The organism is Primorskyibacter sp. S87, assembly GCF_049801055.1.
GTDB lineage: Bacteria > Pseudomonadota > Alphaproteobacteria > Rhodobacterales > Rhodobacteraceae > JBNAGF01.
Genome location: NZ_JBNAGF010000013.1, coordinates 43964 through 60830 on the forward strand (window position 1 = coordinate 43964; position 16867 = coordinate 60830).

Annotated in this window: 15 protein-coding genes; 12 read left to right on the forward strand and 3 right to left on the reverse strand. The window is 61.2% G+C overall.

The features are described from left to right. Positions 1 to 50 precede the first annotated feature (50 nt). The 5 genes from ACP15U_RS18495 to ACP15U_RS18515 all read left to right on the forward strand — a co-directional run bounded on the left by ACP15U_RS18495 (position 51) and on the right by ACP15U_RS18515 (position 4831). Complete coding sequence (locus ACP15U_RS18495) at positions 51 to 1988, forward strand: AMP-binding protein (protein WP_204114571.1); 1938 nt, start codon at positions 51 to 53, stop codon at positions 1986 to 1988. Next, the gene (locus tag ACP15U_RS18500) at positions 1985 to 2839 is read left to right on the forward strand and encodes an SDR family oxidoreductase (RefSeq protein ID WP_218394044.1); all 855 of its coding nucleotides are present in this window, start codon (positions 1985 to 1987) and stop codon (positions 2837 to 2839) included. The genes ACP15U_RS18495 and ACP15U_RS18500 overlap by 4 nt, the downstream gene beginning before the upstream one ends. Then, complete coding sequence (locus ACP15U_RS18505; RefSeq protein ID WP_028288568.1) at positions 2823 to 3548, forward strand: AraC family transcriptional regulator; 726 nt, start codon at positions 2823 to 2825, stop codon at positions 3546 to 3548. Before ACP15U_RS18500 ends, ACP15U_RS18505 begins: the two co-directional genes overlap by 17 nt. Before the next feature lie 21 nt (positions 3549 to 3569). Continuing rightward, positions 3570 to 4025 (forward strand): PaaI family thioesterase, encoded by a 456-nt coding sequence (locus ACP15U_RS18510; protein ID WP_027264411.1) that lies wholly within the window; start codon positions 3570 to 3572, stop codon positions 4023 to 4025. Positions 4026 to 4330: 305 nt separating this feature from the next. Further along, positions 4331 to 4831, forward strand: a complete 501-nt coding sequence (locus ACP15U_RS18515; protein ID WP_204114573.1) for a DNA-3-methyladenine glycosylase I — start codon at positions 4331 to 4333, stop codon at positions 4829 to 4831. 87 nt (positions 4832 to 4918) lie between these two features. Here ACP15U_RS18515 and ACP15U_RS18520 read toward each other — a convergent pair whose 3' ends face one another. Further along, entirely contained in the window at positions 4919 to 5302 is a 384-nt protein-coding gene (locus ACP15U_RS18520; RefSeq protein WP_425046602.1) for a MarR family winged helix-turn-helix transcriptional regulator, read from the reverse strand. 143 nt (positions 5303 to 5445) lie between these two features. Between ACP15U_RS18520 and ACP15U_RS18525 the strand changes: the two genes are divergently transcribed. Further along, entirely contained in the window at positions 5446 to 5880 is a 435-nt protein-coding gene (locus ACP15U_RS18525) for a DoxX family protein (RefSeq protein ID WP_028288569.1), read from the forward strand. Continuing rightward, positions 5877 to 6581 (forward strand): glutathione S-transferase family protein, encoded by a 705-nt coding sequence (locus tag ACP15U_RS18530; RefSeq protein ID WP_204114574.1) that lies wholly within the window; start codon positions 5877 to 5879, stop codon positions 6579 to 6581. The genes ACP15U_RS18525 and ACP15U_RS18530 overlap by 4 nt, the downstream gene beginning before the upstream one ends. 461 nt (positions 6582 to 7042) lie before the next feature. Here ACP15U_RS18530 and ACP15U_RS18535 read toward each other — a convergent pair whose 3' ends face one another. After that, positions 7043 to 8563, reverse strand: coding sequence for a class I adenylate-forming enzyme family protein (locus tag ACP15U_RS18535; RefSeq protein WP_028288571.1), 1521 nt, complete (start codon positions 8561 to 8563; stop codon positions 7043 to 7045). Between the two features lie 26 nt (positions 8564 to 8589). After that, complete coding sequence (locus tag ACP15U_RS18540; protein WP_142494838.1) at positions 8590 to 10590, reverse strand: NADPH-dependent 2,4-dienoyl-CoA reductase; 2001 nt, start codon at positions 10588 to 10590, stop codon at positions 8590 to 8592. Positions 10591 to 10716: 126 nt separating this feature from the next. On the opposite strand from ACP15U_RS18540, the gene ACP15U_RS18545 reads away from it, so the two are divergent. From ACP15U_RS18545 to ACP15U_RS18565, 5 genes are read left to right on the forward strand one after another with little or no spacing between them, the layout of a single operon-like run. Next, positions 10717 to 11898, forward strand: coding sequence for an acyl-CoA dehydrogenase family protein (locus tag ACP15U_RS18545; RefSeq protein WP_028288573.1), 1182 nt, complete (start codon positions 10717 to 10719; stop codon positions 11896 to 11898). After that, positions 11895 to 12674, forward strand: a complete 780-nt coding sequence (locus tag ACP15U_RS18550; protein ID WP_028288574.1) for an enoyl-CoA hydratase/isomerase family protein — start codon at positions 11895 to 11897, stop codon at positions 12672 to 12674. The genes ACP15U_RS18545 and ACP15U_RS18550 overlap by 4 nt, the downstream gene beginning before the upstream one ends. 9 nt (positions 12675 to 12683) lie before the next feature. Beyond that, the gene (locus tag ACP15U_RS18555; protein ID WP_028288575.1) at positions 12684 to 13844 is read left to right on the forward strand and encodes an acyl-CoA dehydrogenase family protein; all 1161 of its coding nucleotides are present in this window, start codon (positions 12684 to 12686) and stop codon (positions 13842 to 13844) included. 27 nt (positions 13845 to 13871) lie between these two features. Then, entirely contained in the window at positions 13872 to 15263 is a 1392-nt protein-coding gene (locus ACP15U_RS18560) for a phenylacetate--CoA ligase family protein (protein WP_028288576.1), read from the forward strand. Continuing rightward, entirely contained in the window at positions 15260 to 16867 is a 1608-nt protein-coding gene (locus ACP15U_RS18565) for an acyl-CoA carboxylase subunit beta (RefSeq protein ID WP_028288577.1), read from the forward strand. The genes ACP15U_RS18560 and ACP15U_RS18565 overlap by 4 nt, the downstream gene beginning before the upstream one ends.

The following is a 16867-nucleotide window of genomic DNA, read 5'->3' on the forward strand; positions in this document are numbered from 1 at the left end:
GACTGGCCGCGCCTTATATGCGGCCCTTTTTCATTCTAGAAAGGTTGCGAATGTTTCAGCCAGGCTCTGACATCCAGCGGACAAGCACGCTGACCGCATTTCTGAGGGGCTGCGGCATTGACAGTTACGAGGAACTCGTCCGCCGTTCGAATGAAGACCCAGACTGGTTCTTGGGGCAGATCATTGACCATGCCGGGATACGGTTCGCGCGGCCCTACAGCCGGTTGCGAGATATCTCCGAAGGGCCCGAATCGATCCGGTGGGCCGTCGGGAGTACTTTGAATCTGACGGAAACCTGTCTTGACGCCCGAATTGCCGATGGCTTGGGCGACAAGGTCGCAATCGACTGGGTCGGCGAAGACGGAAGCCGCCGCCGCTGGACCTATTCCGACCTTACCGCCGAAGCCTCCCGCGTCGCCTCGGCCCTTGCCACGCGCGGTGTAAGGCCCGGTCAGGCGGTGGGCATCTATATGCCGATGATCCCCGAAATCGAGGCCGCGCTTCTGGGTATTGCCCGGCTGGGCGCGGTTGCGGTGCCGCTGTTTTCCGGTTTTGCGCCCCATGCCATCGTATCGCGCCTGAACGACGCGGATGCCGTGGCGGTGTTGACGGCGGATGCCACACCCCGGCGAGGCAAGCCGGTCTGGATGGAAGCGACCCTTGCCCAAGCTTTGACCGACGTACCATCGGTTCATACCGTGATCAGCCTGCGACGGTTCGGCGATGCGGTGGCCGATCCGGCCCGCGATCTGGACTGGACCGAAACAGTGGGCCGCGCCAGTCCGGAGTTTGCCGCCGTTCCCGTCAGTGCCGATGACACCTTTCTCATCGCCTATACATCGGGCACCACCGGGCGGCCCAAGGGTGTCGTGCATACCCATTTGGGCGTGCAGGCCAAGGCCACGGCCGATTTCCTGCTTTGCCTCGACATGAAACGGGATGACCGGCACCTCTGGATGACCGACATGGGGTGGGTCATGGGACCGCTCACCCTTTTATCGGTGCTCTTGTCCGGTTCGACTCTGGTGCTGGCCGAGGGCGCACCATCAATGCCCGGCGATCCCTTCAGGCTGCTGCGTCTTGCGTCCGAGATGGAGGTCACGCATCTCGGCGTGGCCCCGACCCTGGTACGGCAGTTCATGACGCAGGATACTGAATCTTTGTCGGGCTACGACTTGTCGTCCCTGCGCATCGTCGCCTCGACCGGCGAGCCCTGGACCGAGGATGCCTGGCTCTGGCAGCTCGATCATATCTGTCGCCGCCGCGCCGTGCCGCTGAACATCTCGGGCGGGACCGAGCTTTTTGGCGCGATCCTGACCTCGACCGTGCTGCACGAGCTCAAGCCCGGCGGATTTTCGGCCCAGGCCCTGGGTGTCGGGGCCAAGGTTCTGCGCCAGGACGGCAGCGAAGCCGCACCGGGCGAGGTCGGCGAACTGGTCGTGACCCAGCCGCCTCTGGGTCTGACCCCGGCCATCAGGGGGGACCGCGATCGCTACCTTGACACCTACTGGTCCACCTTCCCCGGCCTCTGGCGGCACGGCGACTGGGTGCGCTGCGATCCGGACGGGACATGGTATATCCTGGGCCGGTCGGACGACACGCTGAACATCGCCGGCAAACGCATCGGCCCGCCCGAGATCGAGGCGGCCCTGACCGAAACCGGAGAGGTGGTGGACGCCGCGGCCATCGCGGCACCTGATGACATCAAGGGCGTGGCTGTCGTCTGCGTCTGCGTGGCGGCACCAAATGTGTCGCCGGACGCGGAGCTCGTGAACCGGCTCAAGGATCGTGTCGGGGAGATCGTCTCGAAACCCTTCCGCCCGCGCGAGATCCACTTTGTCGAAGCGCTGCCCAAGACCCGCAGCATGAAAACCATGCGCCGTGTCGTGCGCGCCGCCTTTCTCGGTGAAGATCCAGGCGATCTGTCGTCGATCAGCAACCCGGAAACCATTCAGCCCATCGCAGACCTGCAAAAGGAAAAGTCATGATCACTGTTTTCGGAGCCACGGGCACGACTGGTGCGCCCCTCGTCGACACGCTTCTGGCAAAAGGCGCGACCGTGCGCGCTGTCACCAGCGACCTCTCAAAGTTAGACGCGCTAAAGGCCAAAGGATGCGAGGCGGTCGTCGCGGATTTCACGGACCCTGCCGCGCTGGCGCGGGCCTGTGACGGGGCAGAAAAGATATACCTGGTCACGCCTGCCCATCTGAACATGCGCCAGTGGAAGGCGAACGTGATCGAGGCGGCCAAGGCCGCGGGCGTGCGCCATATCGTTGTGGCCACGGGGCTTGGCGCGTCGCCCAAGGCGGGGCTGACCTTTGGAAAGTGGCATTCCGAAACCCAGGAGCTGCTGAAGCAAAGCGGCCTTGACTGGACCTTTGTCCAGCCGACCTATTTCATGCAGAACCTGCTGTGGCAGGCCGGTAACATTGCAAAGGACGCCGTGTACTATGACGATCTGGGCGGCCCCGTGGCCTGGATCGACGCCCGCGACATCGCGGATGTCGCCGCCGAGGCGCTGACCGCTCCGGGTTACGAAGGCAAGGCTCTTGGTCTGACCGGGCCCGAAGCTCTTACCGGAGAAGATATCGCCGCCCTCCTGTCCAGGGTGACCGGGCGCACTGTCTCCTGCGCACCCCTGCCGGCCGAAAATGCCAAGGCGGGCATGGTGGCTGGCGGAATGCAGGACGAGGTCGCCAGAGCCATGGTCGAATTGGCTTCCATCGCGCCCAAGGGCTACCTTGCCGGCATCGAGACCACGGTCAGCGATGTGATGGGACGCCCGGCGCGCCGATTTGCCGATTTCGTCGCCGAGAACCGGGATGCTTTCGTCAAGTAACCTGATGGCGGCGCCGCTTTATCTCGAACTGGCGCCGCCTGAGGAAGCGGCCAAACAGATCGACCATTTGTTCGTGTTCCGCGATACCGGTGTGCTGAGCGGTGGTGGACGCGGGCGGTTCGCAACCGACCTCTTTACCCTTTCGGTAACGCGCGACGACAGCGGCGGCGGGCGCGTATCGCTGGCAGAACCGCGCCCCTATTTTTCGCCCCGCCCAAGGCCATTCCAGGGTGTCGTGGCCGGGCTGCGACTGTCGTCACGACCGCAGCGATTTCCCGACTCCAAAGGGCTGGACATGCTGGCCTCAGAACTGGCCCGGGTTCAGACCGGGGACGATGACCTGCCTGCGCTCATCGCGGTGCTTGACGGCCTTGCGAGAGACCTGCGCTTTGCCGCACCACCCGGAGCTTACAGCGACCGGACCAAACGTCGAAAGGTGCGGGCGGAAACCGGCGTGTCGCGGCGGCGGCTTGCGACCTTGCGACGCTTTCGCCGGGCTCTCGGGCAGCTTGCGTCAAAGACCCTGCCGCTGAGCGATCTGGCGCTGGACGCCGGATATTACGATCAATCTCACTTGTCCGCCGCTTGCCGGATCTTCGCCGGCAAACCGCCCGGCGCGTTGCGCGCTCTGTCTATTCCGCGTCGTTTTGACCTTTCGCTACAAGATACGCGCCTCAAAGACCGCCTAAGATTGGTCATTGACGAATGAAATCGAAGAGGAAGACCCGCCATGACACAATTCAAACCGAAAAACCCCGACTATGACGCACGCGTGCGCAACAGTTTCGATCGCCAGAAGGTGATGAACACGTTGGGGATCAGCATTGCCGAGTTGTTACCCGGCCGCATCGTTCTGGAAATGGCACATCAGGTTGCACTGACCCAGCAGCATGGGTTTTTGCATGCCGGAATCGTGTCGACAGCGCTGGACAGCGCCTGCGGATACGCGGCCTTTTCGCTGATGCCAGCGGACGCGGCAGTGTTGACGGCCGAATTCAAGATCAACCTACTCAACCCGGCGGACGGCGAACGGTTTCGCTTCGTCGCTGACGTGGTGAAACCAGGCAGGACGCTGACCATATGCGAGGCGCGTGCCTATGCCGTGAAGGGCCAGGATGAAAAGCTCGTCGCAACGATGACCGGAACGCTCATGGCGCTGATCGGGCGGGCGGGGGTCGCGGACTGAGCGCAACCCGGCCGCAGCACATCCGATCCGGGCGGCCGGGCCGATTATTCAGACAGCTGGATCAGCTGTTCCAGCGGCTCGCGACCTCGGCCAACCGTTTCCCGTAGGCGCGCGCGGTATCCAGATCGCCGCCAGCAGGTTCAGACCTGTCAAGCGGTAATGTTAGCTTTTAGCAGTGCGGTCGCCGATTGTCCGTCGTCAGGGTTTTTCGGAGAGCTGAGACTGTATCGTAACGGAGGATCTGGTTCGGTTTCTGTTCAAGTTTATGCGGCAGCGGCCTGATGCTGCAACCGTAATTGGAACGGATGGACGCCCACGGTGCCGATGGGCTGCCGTCACGCCGGAGTTTCCAGTCAGGGCTGAGCTGGCGCACCATTCTGGCCAAGCGCGAGAACTTTCGTGCTGCCTTCGCCGGGTTCGACTTTCGGGGAGTTGCGAACTTTGACGACAACGACATTGAGCGCCTACTTGCCGATGAAGGAATTGTTCGCTATCGAGGCAAGATCGAAGCCGTGATCAACAACGCTCGCCGTACTTTCGAGGTCGTCCAAGAGGAAGGCTCCTTCGCCGCATTCATCTGGCTATATGAACCTGCCAAGGACGACGCACTGCCACAAATGCGGTCCAAATCAACAGCGTCCGAGACCCTTTCCAAAGACCTACGAAAGCTTGGCTTCAAATTCGTGGGACCGACCACCGTATATGCATTCATGCCGGCCATGGGATGTATCAACGATCACGCAGAAGTCTGTTGGATGCGAAAGGACGTCGAAACAGCCCGAAATACCCTTCGCACACCGACATAGGCAACTGTCGGCCAATTAACGTGAAAAAAATCAAGGCCACTTAGCGTGGAAAGTCACAGACAGGTTTCGCGTCAGTCGACCGAGACTTCAGAGCCTTGAGAGTAGCGTGGCCAATTGAGCGGCGTCTTTGGGTTTCAGCTTTGCGCCGATCCTTTCCGACAGAACCCGTTCATAGATCGGCCACATCGCCCTCCTGACAGATTTACCCTTTTCAGAGATAGAAATGTTTTGACCTCGCCCATCTTCCGAGCAGTCCCGTCGGTCCACCAGCCCTGCTTTCACCATGCGGTCCAGCAACCGCGATGTACCGTATTGGGGTAACAATATCCGGTCTTTGAGTTCGAATGGACGGAGTCCGTCCGGGCCTGCCTTCTCGAGTTCGAGAAGCGCGTCATACCATGCAAGTGGCGGGTATCCTGCCGATTTCAGAGACGATTCGACAGCCTCAAGCAAAACGCGGCTTTTAGTCATGAGGGCTGTCCAGGCGGCCTCAGTAGCATGGTCAATCTCGTTCATATCCAGCACCTATCATGTGCATGCAAGTGCATCAACCTTGACGTCGCATGTAACGCGCTATATATAGATGCAAATGCATCGACATATGGGATCATATCATGTCAAAATCGCACCTCACAGAATTTGGGATATTCCTGCTCCGTATAGCACTCGGTATCATGTTCCTGGCGCACAGCCTGTTTCTCAAGCTCTTCATTTTCACACTTCCCGGAACGGCGCAGTTCTTCATTTCGATCGGGCTGCCCGGCTGGTTTGCTTATATGGTATTTGCAGTCGAGGCGATTGCCGGTGCCTTTTTGGTCCTCGGCATACAGGCGCGGTGGGTCGCGTCGGCGACCGTGCCCATCCTGGCCGGAGCGACCTGGGCTCACTCCGGAAACGGCTGGATGTTCGGATACGAGAACGGCGGGTGGGAATACCCGGCCTATCTGACGCTGCTTGCCATCGTGCAAGGGCTTCTGGGCGACGGCCGTTTCGCCCTCAGCCCTTCCTTCGCGCCCGGTAACGTGCAGATGGAGGGAGAGACAACATGAGCCTCCACCTCATTAGCCATGCGGCCTGCCCATATGTGCAGCGCGCGGCGATCTCGCTCACTGAGAAAGGTGTCACGTTCGAGAGAACTGACATCGATCTTTCGAACAAGCCCGACTGGTTTCTTGCCATATCTCCGCTGGGCAAGACGCCTGTCCTGGTTGTGGACGGGACGCCGATTTTCGAATCTGCGGTTATCCTCGAATATCTTGAGGATACACAACCCCACGCGCTTCATCCGCACGACGCTCTTGATCGCGCCCGCCACCGTGCCTGGATTGAATTTGGATCTGCTGTCTTGAACGACATTGCGGGGTTCTACTCGGCGCCGAACGAGAAAGCGTTGGAAGAAAAAGTGGCGGCGCTCCGCGCAAAGTTCCTTCGGCTGGACGCGGAGCTTGGGGAGGGACCATGGTTCGATGGCCACCGGTTCAGCCTCGTCGATGTCGTATTCGGCCCGGTCTTCCGCTATTTCGACGTTTTTGACACCATCGGAGAGTTTGGCGTCTTCACAGGGCTTGCCCGTGTAAGGGCCTGGCGACATGAACTGGAGCGTCGGGTTTCTGTGAAGAATGCCGTCAGTGAAGATTACCCGACCCTTCTGCGTGACTTCATCAGACGGCGCAATTCTTACCTGTCCCAGATCATGCAGACAGGAGGGCCGAAGAAGACAGTTACACAGGTGCGATCGGCTGACCGCTGATCACTTGATATCGTTTTGTCGGGCCGCAGTACAGAACCGGACGTTTGAGGTCGCTTGGCGAATGTCCGCTTTGTCCCGCACATCGGATAGTCGCCGACTTTCCCTTGAAGGCCCGCAGCAGCCCCAACCGGCAATTGCCGGCAGTCCATGCCCGTCCGTGCGATGCGCAGGGTTACTGCTGCCCCCACAGCGAAACCGGGAACAAACCACCGATCGCATTGATGAATGGCTCAGGGATCTACGAATCCTCCTGAGCTCAAACACCCGGAAAACCCTAGCCGTGTAGTCCGACAGAGGGCTGCGCATCAATCGCGGGTCAATCTATCCCAGATGGTGGATCACTTTCAGGGGGTTACTCCAAAGGGCGGGGATAAGAAGCTCGTGGCAACGAGGATAAGAACGCTTTTATCGCTATTGGGGCGAACTGGCGTGGCTGGCTGACGATCGGGTCAGAGCGAAAATTAATCTGCGAGCCGGGCTTCGAGGATATGCCGCTGGATCTTGCCGCTGGTCGATCTGGGAAAATCCTCGAACGCGATGAAGCGAATTTCGCGTGGTCGCTTATAGCCAGCGAGGCTTTCGCGGCACAAGTTCAGCAGCGCCTCGGCATCCGGCCCGTCATCGTCACAGGCGACAAAGGCCACCGGGCTTTCCCCCCATTTCGCGTCGAAGGCCCTTACCACGGCGGCATCGATCACATCGGGATGAGAAAGAAGCACACGTTCGATTTCCGCCGGATAGACGTTTTCACCTCCGGTCTTGATCAGGTATTTCGCCCGATCCACAAAGTCGACGGTGCCGTCCGCATTGCGCCGGAACAGATCGCCCATGTGGAAAAAGCCGTTGCGAAAGTCACGGGCATTGGTGTCGTCGGCGTTCCAGTACCCGGAAAACAGCGTCGGACCCCGAAGCGCCATTTCGCCCGGCGTTCCATCGGGGACTTCGCGGTCGTCGGGATCGACCAGCCGCACCTCGCAAAAGGCGCTGATGCGCTTGGACAGCCGGTCCGGGGTCACACCCGGCGCGATCAGATCGGCGGTTCCCGGCGGCAGGCCGGTTTCGGTCGCCCCGAAGGAATTCAGATAGGGCGTGTCCAGAAGACCGGTCAGTTCCGCGATCTGATGCGGCGGCACCAGATCAGCCATTGCGCCGCAAACCTTGATCCCCTTCAGCGGCAAAGGGTTGGCGTGCCGTTCGTTAATAAAAGCCTCCAGTGCCCCGGGCATCATCACGAACCAGCCGATCCTGTGGCGTGACAGCGCCTCGTTGATGACGGCGGGCTGCAGCCCGTCCACCATCACCACGGTCCCACCCCGCAGGATCGTTGCCAGCGCATGATCGGTGGAGGCCATGTGGAACATCGGCGCCCAGGCGATGAACCCGTCGCCGGGATCCAGCGCCAGCTGGGCCGCAAAAACCATGGATCGGGCGATATGCGCGCGGTGGCTGATATGCGCCCCCTTGGGCAGGCCCGTGGTCCCCGAGGTATAGAGGATCGTCAGACCGGCCTCGGGGTCGTCAACCATGGTTCCGGTGCGCGGGTCCGGCTCGACCCCGGCAATGGCCGTTTCCAGGTCTGGCCCGACGGTTAGACAGGGTGTCGACGCGACGGCGCGGTAAGCTTCTGAAAGTTCCGGTTCGACAACCGCGAGAACCGGCTCGACCAGATCGATGCAGTGCCGCAGTTCATCGGGGGCAAGCCGCCAGTTCAGACAGGCGACGATCGCGCCGATTCCCGCTGCTGCAAGTTCGACCTCCAGGTATTCTGAGCGGTTATGCGACAGGATCGCGATCCTGTCTCCGGGCGCCACGCCTCGTGCCAGAAAGACAGCCGCCAGACGATCGACCCGCTCCAGCAGTTCTGCATAGGTCAGTTTCCTGCTGCCGTCCTCGATGGCGAGGGCGCGGGCGCAGTCATGTGCGCGGGTTCGAAAGATCGAATACAGATCAGCGCGCCCCGCGCGGATGACGCCGGTCAGCATAGTTTCCCCCTTGCCCGAGCCTCGGTTCAGAGATCCTGCGCCAGGCGCACGCCCTCATCAATGGCGCGCAGCGCATCCAGTTCGGCGGCCTCCTTTGCCCCGCCGATCATCGTAACCAGGACGCCGCGCGCTACAACCTCTTTGGCCAGGGCCCGTTCCGGTTCCTGACCGGTGCACAGCACAATTGTATCGGCTGCGATGACCGTCGGGTTTCCGTCCGCGACGATGTGCAGCCCCGCATCGTCGATATGTTCATAGGTCACCCCGCCCATTGCCTCGACCCCATGTTTGCGCAGCGCGTTGCGCAGGATCCACCCTGTCGAAACACCAAGCCCCGCGCCCGGTTTAGCGGTCTTGCGCTGCAGCATGACGACCTTGCGGCGCGACGGCTTCGGTGCCAGAGGGTCGCCCGCCAGGGCACCCGAGGAGACAAATTCGGGGTCCACTCCCCAGGTTTCGCAAAAGACGTCGGAATTCGCGGTCTCGGCGGGTTTGGTCACTAGGAACTCGGCCACATCATGACCGATGCCCCCCGCCCCCATCACCACGACACGGTCGCCCGCCTCGCGGTCACCGGACAGAATTTCGGCGTAGGTCGCGACGCTGGGATGGTCGATACCCGGCAGGTCGGGAATGCGCGGCGTGACCCCGGTGGCGATGACCACATGGTCAAATCCCTCAAGATCGCTCGCCTCTGCCCGCTGTCCCAGACGCTGCGTGACCCCGTGTTTCTGCATCTGACCGGCATAATACCGCAGGGTTTCGTCGAATTCGTCCTTGCCTGGTGCGGCGCGGGCCAGATTCAGCTGACCGCCCAATTTGTCCTGCGCTTCGAACAGGGTGACATCGTGGCCCAGCCGTGCCGCCTCGGCGGCTGTGGCCATGCCCGCGGCACCACCGCCAACGACGGCCACTTTCTTTGGCGTGTCGGTTGGCGTATCCCGGAATTCCGTTTCACGCCCGGCCCTTGGATTGACCAGACATCCGACCGGCCGGTCCGAAAAAATGAAATCCAGGCAGGCCTGGTTGCAGGCAATGCAGGTGTTGATCTCGTCTGCGCGGCCCTCGCGCGTCTTTTTCACGAAATGCGGATCGGCCAGAAACGGGCGCGCCATCGAGATCATGTCCGCATCGCCAGAGGCAAGTATGTCTTCTGCAAGCTGGGGTGTGTTGATCCGGTTCGAGGCGACTACCGGGATCGACACCGCCGCTTTGACGTTGGCTGCCGCCTTGCGCCAGGCACCGCGCGGCACCGGGTAGGCGATCGTCGGCACGCGGGCCTCATGCCAGCCGATGCCGGTGTTCAGGATATCCGCACCCGCAGCCTCGATCTTGCGGGCCAGTGCGGCAATTTCATCGGCGGGCGCGCCGCCCTCGACCAGATCGGCCGCCGAAATCCGGTAGATGACCAGAAAGTCGGGGCCGCAACGTTCGCGCACCGCGCGCACGATATCGACCGGGAATCGGTGGCGGTTCGCGGCGCTGCCGCCCCAGTCGTCTTGGCGCTTGTTGGTGTGGGTGACGGTGAATTCGTTGATCAGGTATCCCTCGGACCCCATGATCTCGACGCCATCAAAGCCTGCGGCCAGCGCATTGGCGGCCGCCACGGCAAAATCCTCGATGGTACGGAGAATGTCGGCTTCGGTCATTTCACGCGGGATGAAACGGTTGATCGGGGCGCGGATCGGCGACGGGGCCACACACCCTTCGATCTTGGCATAGCGCCCGGCGTGGAGGAGTTGCGCGCAGATCAGGCTGCCTTCGGCCTGCACCGCCTCGCAGATCGGGCGCAGGTCAAGCGCTTCTTCCGGGTCATCGATTCTCGGACCTTCTGGATCGAATATGCCCTCGGCATTGGGCGAAAACCCGCCGGTGACCAGAATCGCCGCCTCCCCCCGCGCCCGCTCAGAGTAAAAAGCGATCTGTTTAGCTATGCCGTCAGGCTCGGTTTCCAACCGCGTGTGCATCGACCCCATGATGACACGATTTCGCAATGTATGCTGGCCTGCGCGGATGGGCGAGAGCATGGTTTCAAAGCTTCCATCTGGTCTATTTTTCACTTTGGTTCTCCTCCTCAAAACTGCACTTGATATACATTCTAACATTTGTTAGATTTTTGGAAAGAAGATTTTCGCTCACGAGGAGGAGCACCGATGCAATTCCAGCCTACAGACGATCAGAAGGCGTTTCGCGAGACCGCAAAGCGCTTCGCAACTGAAAGGCTTTCGCCCACATATCAAGAACGCGCCAGCGGCCATACATTCGACCGTGCGCTGATCAAGGAGATGGGCGCACTGGGGCTGATCGGGGCCGATCTGCCCGAGGAATTCGGGGGTCTCGGCGAAAGCTCTGTCACGTCAGGGCTGATCGTCGAAGAGATCGCCTATGCCGATTTCAACGCAAGTTACGTGCAGCTTCTGGGCTCTCTCATGGGCGGAATGGTTGCCAAACATGCCTCCAAGGACATCGCGTCGGAATGGGTGCCCAAGGTTGTTTCGGGTGATGCGGTCATTGGCCTGGGCCTGACAGAGCCGCGCGGCGGTTCGGATGCGGCGAACCTGATTCTGAGGGCCGAGAAATCCGGCAACGGCTGGCGGCTGAACGGTGAAAAGACATCCATGAGTTTTGCCAGTCAGGCGGATGCGGCGGTCGTCTTTGCCCGTACCGGCGATCCTGACGGCGGCTCACGCGGGGTCAGCGCCTTTTTCGTCGATCTGAACCAGGAAGGCATCAAGCGCACCCATTTTGACGACATCGGCACCAAGCCTGTCGGGCGCGGCTCGGTTTTCTTTGACGATGTTTTCGTGCCGGCTGAAAACATGATGGCGGAACAGGACCGTGCCTTTGGCACGATCATGGCGGGCTTCGACTATTCCCGCGCACTGATCGGGCTGGAGTGCCTGGGGGCCGCGCAAGCGTCGGTGGATGAAACCTGGGCCTACGTTCAGGAGCGCGAGGCATTCGGAGCCCCGATCGTGCAGTATCAGGGTGTCAGCTTTCCCTTGGCCGAGGCCGAGACCCAACTGACCATGATGCGCCAGCTTTGCTATTACACGCTGGACCTGCGCGACCGTGGCCTGCCCCACACCTCTCAGGCCGCCATGTGCAAATGGTACCTGCCCAAAACCGCCTGCGAGATCCTGCACCAGTGCCTGATCCTGCACGGACATTACGGCTACACCACCGACCTGCCCCACCACCAGCGCTACAACGATGTGCTCGGCTTGCAGATCGGTGACGGCACCGCGCAGATCCAGAAGCTGGTGATCGCCCGCGAGAAGGTCGGTCGCATGGCGCTGCAGTATGACAAGAAGGCGAAGGGAGCCTCGAAATGAGCGACCCCATCCTCGTCACTTCCGAGGGCAACACCGGCATCATCGAACTGGCCCGCCCCGAGAAATTCAATTGCCTGTCACTTGAGGTGCATGAGCGTATTTCTGTCGCGCGTGCGGAATTCGAGGCGAACCCCGCTATTCGGGCGATCCTCATCCGGGCGCAGGGCAAGCACTTTTGCACCGGTGCCGATCTGGTGGAAGTGAAAGGTAAATTGAACGATCCCGCCGCGCTGGACCATTTCATCGCCTTTGGCATGAAAAACCTGCGTGCGCTCGAAACCTCCTCCCTCCCTGTCGTAGTCGCAGTGCAGGGGTTGTGTCTGGCCGGCGGGATCGAACTGATGCTGGCCTGCGACGTGTGCTTTGCGGCCGAAAGCGCCCAGTTTGGCGATCAGCATGCGCAATTCGGGCTGATTCCCGGTTGGGGTGGCTCGCAGCGGCTGACGCGGTTGATGGGGCAGCGCCGGGCGCTCGACCTGATGTTCTCGGCCCGCTGGCTCAAGTCGGACGAGGCCAAAGAGGCCGGCCTGGTCAACTACATCGTGCCGGATGCGGACCTGCACAAGATCTCGCTGGAATACTGCCAGAAGATCGCCACCCGCTCGCGTCCCGGCATCGCCGAGATGAAGCGGTTGGCGCGCGAAGGTGCGGACCTTGGTATCGACCAGCAGATGCGGCTTGAGCGCGATGCCGCGGTGCGTGCACTGCCCAGCGATGACGTGGCCGAGGGCCTCGACGCATTCGAGAACCGGCGCGCCCCCGAATTCAAGGCCTGAGGACGAAACATGGATTTCATTTTGAACGACGAACAACGCCAGATTTACGAGTATGGCGGCCAGCTGGCGCAGAAATACGACAATGCGTATTGGCTGGACCACGCGCGCAGGCATGAGTTCCCGCACGAGATGTTCAAGCAGATTGCCGATGACGGTTTCCTGGGCATCATGGTGCCCGAGGAATTCGGCGGCGCGGGCCTTGGTATGACTGAAATGGCCCTGTTCATGGAGGGCACCGCCAATCACGGCATTCCGCTTTTGATGATGGTGGTCGGGCCGACCATGTCGCTGGCCCATATCGCCAGCCACGGGAGCGAGTTCCACAAGAAAGAACTGCTGCCGGCCGCCTGCCGCGGTGATATCCAGTTCTGTTTCGCGATCACCGAACCGGGGGCCGGGTCGAACACGATGAAGGCCACTACGCTGGCCAAGCGTCGAGGCAACCGGTTCAGCCTGTCGGGCGAAAAGACCTTCATCACCGGGGCCGAAGTGGCCGACTACTGCCTCGTGGTGGCGCGGACCAAACCGCATACCGAGGTCAGCCGCAAGACCGACGGCTTTACCCTGTTCGCCGTGGATCTGAAGAAAAAAGGCGTCCACAAGCAGCGGGTGAAGATCTCGATCCCCCTGCCCGAGGAGCAGTGGACACTGTTCTTCGACGATGTGGATCTCGGCCCCGAGGATGTGGTCGGCGAGGTGGACGAAGGGTTCTCGATCCTGTTCGACAGCCTCAACCCCGAGCGTATTATCCTGGCCGCCTTGTGCTGCGGCATCGGCCGGTTCGCCCTGAACAAGGGCGTGGCCTATGCCTCCGAGCGCAATGTGTTCGGCCAACCCATCGGTGCGCACCAGGGCGTGCAGCATCCGATGGCCAAGGCGCATACGGCAGTCGAAATGGCCAGTCTGATGACCCGGCGCGCGGCATGGGAGTTCGACAACAAGCTGCCTGCCGGTGCGTCGTCGAACATGGCGAAATATGCCGCCGCCGAAGCCGGGATCGAAGCGGTCGACGCGGCGCTTCAGGCGCATGGTGGATCGGGCTTTACCGAAGATACGGGACTTTACGAAATGTACCCGCTGGTCCGCCTGCTGCGCACAGCGCCGGTGAACCGCGAACTGTGCCTGAGCTTTATCGGCGAAAAGGTCATGGGCCTGCCACGATCCTATTGATCGCCACGGCTAGGAACGGAGAACGACATGCAATTTGGAATGCGCTTCCGGCGGGAAGATGCCGCCGACAAGGTAAATGATCGCTTCTGGCACGCGATCGAGGGCACGCCGCTCGACGAGGTGCGCCGTATTCAGGAAGAGCGACTGCGCGATCAGATGGCCTATCTCAAGGCAAACTCGACTTTCTATCAGGAGAAGTTCGCGAAAGCCGGTGTGGAATTCGACGATATCCGCACCATCGAAGACCTGCAGAAACTGCCCTATACCTACAAGACCGAGATCCGCGAAAGCCTGGCCGCCGATCCGCCGTTCGGCAAACACCGCGCCGCGCCCATGTACGAGATCATCCAAATGCAGGCATCGTCGGGCACGACCGGCAGCCCCTCATATGTGGCCCTGACCGAATCCGACGCCGAAATGTGGCACGAGATGACGGCACGCTGTTTCTTTGCCAATGGCGTGCGGCCGGGCGACATGGTGCTGCACGCGTTTTCGCTCGCCAAGGGCTTTGTCGGCGGCATCCCCGTGATGCAGGGATTGCAGTACATGGGCACGATCGATGTCCCGGTGGGCGCCGATGGCGGTGCGGAACGGCTGCTGCGCGCCTGCGCCGACACCCGCACGCGTTGCGTGGTCGGCGCCCCGAACTTTGTGCTGCACCTGGCCGAAAAGGCTCCCGAGGTACTTGGCTGCAAGGCCAGCGAACTGGGTATCGAGCGCGTGATCGTCGGCGGCGAACCCGGCGGCGGCATTCCCGCAATTCGGGCAAAGATCGAAAAGGCCTGGGGTGCGAAATGCACCGAGATGCTGGGCGGCACCGATCTGGGCGTGACATACTGGGCCGAGTGCGACGCCCAGTCGGGTATGCACATGGTCAACATGGATTATGTCCTGACCGAGCTGCTCGACCCGGAGAGCGGCAGGATCATTCCCTGGAAAAAAGGCGCAGAAGGCGAGATGGTCTATACCGCGCTCGGCCGCCAGGCGAGCCCGCTCGTGCGGTTCCGGTCAGGCGATTATATCGAAGTGATCGATACCGAATGCTCCTGCGGCCGCACCGGACCGAAGATCCGCTGCACCGGCCGCACCGACGACATGCTGATCGTGCGCGGGGCCAATGTCTTCCCGTCGGCGATCAACAGCATCGTTACCGAAATGGTGCCGGACACCAACGGCGTCATGCGCATCGTGGCCGATTTCGAGGGCCATACCACGCAGGGCGCGCTGACGGTGATTGTCGAACGGGGCCCCGATCGCGATCCGGCCGATGACGTCACCCTCAAAAAGAAAATTGAGCAGCGGCTTCGCGACTCCTTGGTCTTCAAGGCCGACGTTCACCTGGTTGCGGCCGACACTTTCGAAAAACCTGGCGCCGCTAAGGTCGCCTTCGTTCTCAGGAAATATCCAGACCTGCCATGACTAGAATGAAATCCCTTCTCGACAGCGGGTCGGACGACTTCCGCGCCAACGACGTGTCTTACCGCGAAAAGGTCGATGAACTACATGCCCTCCGGCTCTTACAGCGCGTCGGCGGCCCCGAAATGGCGCGCAAACGTCATGTGGACAAAGGCAAAATCCTGCCGCGCGAACGGATCGAACGGCTGATCGACCCGGGCACACCATTTCTGGAACTCGGCGAGTTGGCCGGACTGAATATGCACAAGGGAGTTCCACCCGGCGCCGGCATCATTACCGGTATTGGCGTGATCGAAGGCCGTCAGTGCATGATCATCGCCAATGATGCCACCGTAAAGGGCGGCACCTATTTCGGGATCACCTGCCGCAAACACGTCCGGGCACAGAAAATTGCCTGGAAAAACCGCCTGCCCGTCATCACCCTCGTGGACTCCGGCGGTGCCTTCCTGCCCGACCAGGCCAACCTTTTCCCCGACGAAGGCCAGTTCGGCTCCATCTTTCACCAACAGATCGGCATGTCTGGCGATGGTGTGCCGCAAATCGCCGTGGTCATGGGGCCCTGCACCGCGGGTGGTGCCTATATCCCCGCGCTCTGTGACGAAGTGGTGATCGTGCGCGGTCAGGGCTTTATGTATCTGGGCGGACCGGAATTGACCTTTGCCGCAACCGGCGAAAAGGTCGAAGCCGAAGAACTGGGTGGCGGCAAGATGCATTCGTCCGTTTCCGGTGTGACCGACCATTTGGCCGAAGATGACGCCCACGCTCTGGCCATCACGCGCGAAATTGTCAGCCATCTTGGCGAAAAACCCCAACCCCGCAAGACGCCCGAAACGCCCCGTGCGCCCGCCTACCCGGTCGAAGAGATTTATGGGCTCATCAGCCGCGACCCCAAGGTGCCGACCGACAACCGCGAAATCGTGGCTCGGTTGGTCGATGAGAGCGATTTTCACGAATTCAAGCCGCTTTATGGCGACACGATCATGACCGGCTGGGGGCGCATCCACGGCCACGAGGTCGGGATCATCGCCAATACAGGCGTGCTTTTCGTCGAAGCCGCGCTGAAGGCGACGCATTTCATCAATCTCTGCGTCCAGCGTGATATTCCGCTGCTGTTCCTGGCCGATGTGAACGGCTTCATGGTGGGCCGCGAGGTCGAGCAGATGGGCATTGCCAAGGCTGGCGCCAAGATGATCACGGCCATGTCTTCGGCCCGGGTGCCGAAATTCACAATCATCACCGGTGGCTCTTACGGGGCCGGATACCTGGCGATGCTGGGCCGCCCGTTCCAGCCGGACGCAATGTTCGCCTGGCCGACGGGACGGTCGGCAATCATGGGGCCGGAACAGGCCGCCAGCGTGCTGGCTCAGGTCCGCGCGCAGATCAACGAACGCGAAGGCAAAAGCTGGACCCCCGAGGAGGAGGAAGCCTTCAAGGCACCGATCCGCAAGGAATACGAAGATTTTCAGGGAGCCTATAATTTTGCTTCCAATCTTTGGATCGACAGCGTGATCGAGCCCTGTGAGACCCGTGACGTCATGGCGCTGATGCTGGATGTGACATCGCGCAGACCCAAGGTCGATACCAACTTCGGCGTGTTCAGGATGTGA